The sequence below is a fragment of the Brenneria corticis genome, from assembly GCF_003115855.1.
In the GTDB taxonomy this organism is placed as follows: domain Bacteria; phylum Pseudomonadota; class Gammaproteobacteria; order Enterobacterales; family Enterobacteriaceae; genus Brenneria; species Brenneria corticis.
Genome location: NZ_KZ819126.1, coordinates 1 through 3013 on the forward strand (window position 1 = coordinate 1; position 3013 = coordinate 3013).

1 rRNA gene is annotated in these 3013 nt (G+C 53.3%); it reads right to left on the bottom strand.

Annotated elements, in window-relative coordinates:
* Positions 1-3001: ribosomal RNA gene (locus DDT56_RS24150) — 23S ribosomal RNA — on the bottom strand; the annotation flags it as partial.
* Positions 3002-3013: the final 12 nt, after the last annotated feature.

A 3013-nucleotide genomic window follows, 5' to 3' on the forward strand; every position in this document is an offset into this window, starting at 1 on the left:
GGGGACTTAAAGTCCCAGGGAAGACTCATCTCGAGGCAAGTTTCCCGCTTAGATGCTTTCAGCGGTTATCTCTTCCGCACTTAGCTACCGGGCAATGCAATTGGCATCACAACCCGTACACCAGTGGTGCGTTCACTCCGGTCCTCTCGTACTAGGAGCAACCCCTCTCAATCTTCCAACGCCCACGGCAGATAGGGACCGAACTGTCTCACGACGTTCTAAACCCAGCTCGCGTACCACTTTAAATGGCGAACAGCCATACCCTTGGGACCTACTTCAGCCCCAGGATGTGATGAGCCGACATCGAGGTGCCAAACACCGCCGTCGATATGAACTCTTGGGCGGTATCAGCCTGTTATCCCCGGAGTACCTTTTATCCGTTGAGCGATGGCCCTTCCATTCAGAACCACCGGATCACTAAGACCTGCTTTCGCACCTGCTCGAGCCGTCACTCTCGCAGTCAAGCTAGCTTATGCCTTTGCACTAACCTCCTGATGTCCGACCAGGATTAGCTAACCTTCGTGCTCCTCCGTTACTCTTTGGGAGGAGACCGCCCCAGTCAAACTACCCACCAGACACTGTCCGCAACCCCGGTCAGGGGCCCACGTTAGAACATCAAACATCAAAGGGTGGTATTTCAAGGTCGGCTCCACGCAGACTGGCGTCCACGCTTCAATGCCTCCCACCTATCCTACACATCAAGGCTCAAGGTTCAGTGTCAAGCTATAGTAAAGGTTCACGGGGTCTTTCCGTCTTGCCGCGGGTACACTGCATCTTCACAGCGAGTTCAATTTCACTGAGTCTCGGGTGGAGACAGCCTGGCCATCATTACGCCATTCGTGCAGGTCGGAACTTACCCGACAAGGAATTTCGCTACCTTAGGACCGTTATAGTTACGGCCGCCGTTTACCGGGGCTTCGATCAAGAGCTTCGCATTGCTGCTGACCCCATCAATTAACCTTCCGGCACCGGGCAGGCGTCACACCGTATACGTCCACTTTCGTGTTTGCACAGTGCTGTGTTTTTATTAAACAGTTGCAGCCAGCTGGTATCTGCGACTGGTCTCAGCTTCATCCGCGAGGGACTTCACCAAATCCAGCGTGCCTTCTCCCGAAGTTACGGCACCATTTTGCCTAGTTCCTTCACCCGAGTTCTCTCAAGCGCCTGAGTATTCTCTACCTGACCACCTGTGTCGGTTTGGGGTACGATTGATTGTTACCTGGTGCTTAGAGGCTTTTCCTGGAAGCGTAGCATCGGTTACTTCATCACCGTAGTGACTCGTCATCACGCCTCAGTGTTAACGGTGTTCCGGATTTTCCAAAAACACCCACCTTCACGCTTAAACCGGGACAACCGTCGCCCGGCCAACCTAGCTTTCTCCGTCCCCCCTTCGCAGTAACAACCAGTACGGGAATATTAACCCGTTTCCCATCGACTACGCCTTTCGGCCTCGCCTTAGGGGTCGACTCACCCTGCCCCGATTAACGTTGGACAGGAACCCTTGGTCTTCCGGCGTGCGGGTTTTTCACCCGCATTATCGTTACTTATGTCAGCATTCGCACTTCTGATACCTCCAGCAGCCCTCACAGGCCACCTTCNCGACTTTGTAGGACGCATTGATGTCGCTTCGCTCCATCAATCGTTATCCACAACGCTGAATTGTCTTGGGTGATACGTTCGCTGCCGCAGCTTCGGTGCATGGTTTAGCCCCGTTACATCTTCCGCGCAGGCCGACTCGACCAGTGAGCTATTACGCTTTCTTTAAATGATGGCTGCTTCTAAGCCAACATCCTGGCTGTCTGGGCCTTCCCACATCGTTTCCCACTTAACCATGACTTTGGGACCTTAGCTGGCGGTCTGGGTTGTTTCCCTCTTCACGACGGACGTTAGCACCCGCCGTGTGTCTCCCGTGATAACATTCTACGGTATTCGCAGTTTGCATCGAGTTGGTAAGTCGGGATGACCCCCTAGTCGAAACAGTGCTCTACCCCCGCAGATGAATTCACGAGGCGCTACCTAAATAGCTTTCGGGGAGAACCAGCTATCTCCCGGTTTGATTGGCCTTTCACCCCCAGCCACAAGTCATCCGCTAATTTTTCAACATTAGTCGGTTCGGTCCTCCAGTTAGTGTTACCCAACCTTCAACCTGCCCATGGCTAGATCACCGGGTTTCGGGTCTATACCCTGCAACTTGACGCCCAGTTAAGACTCGGTTTCCCTGCGGCTCCCCTATGCGGTTAACCTTGCTACAGAATATAAGTCGCTGACCCATTATACAAAAGGTACGCAGTCACCCCACCCCAAAACACTCACTGCTTGTTTTGTGTGTTGGTCATCGCAAAAAACGCGATGACAACCCTCACCTCGACATCCGCATCGCCTTTCGGCCCGGAAGTGTTTTGGTGGTGGGGCTCCCACTGCTTGTACGTACACGGTTTCAGGTTCTGTNTGATAAATCAAGGCTCCCACTGCTTGTACGTACACGGTTTCAGGTTCTGTTTCACTCCCCTCGCCGGGGTTCTTTTCGCCTTTCCCTCACGGTACTGGTTCACTATCGGTCAGTCAGGAGTATTTAGCCTTGGAGGATGGTCCCCCCATCTTCAGACAGGATATCTCGTGTCCCGCCCTACTCATCGAACTCACAATCTGTGCATCTTCGTGTACGGGACTATCACCCTTTGTCGTGCGACTTTCCAGACGCTTCCACTGACACACAAACTGATGATGGTTCTGGGCTCCTCCCCGTTCGCTCGCCGCTACTGGGGGAATCTCGGTTGATTTCTTTTCCTCGGGGTACTGAGATGTTTCAGTTCCCCCGGTTCGCCTCATCACACTATGTATTCATGTGATGATAGTGCAACGGATTGCACTGGGTTTCCCCATTCGGGTATCGTCGGGTGTAACGGTTCATATCACCTTGCCGACGCTTTTCGCAGATTAGCACGCCCTTCATCGCCTCTGACTGCCTAGGCATCCACCGTGTACGCTTAGTCGCTTAACCTCACAACCCGAA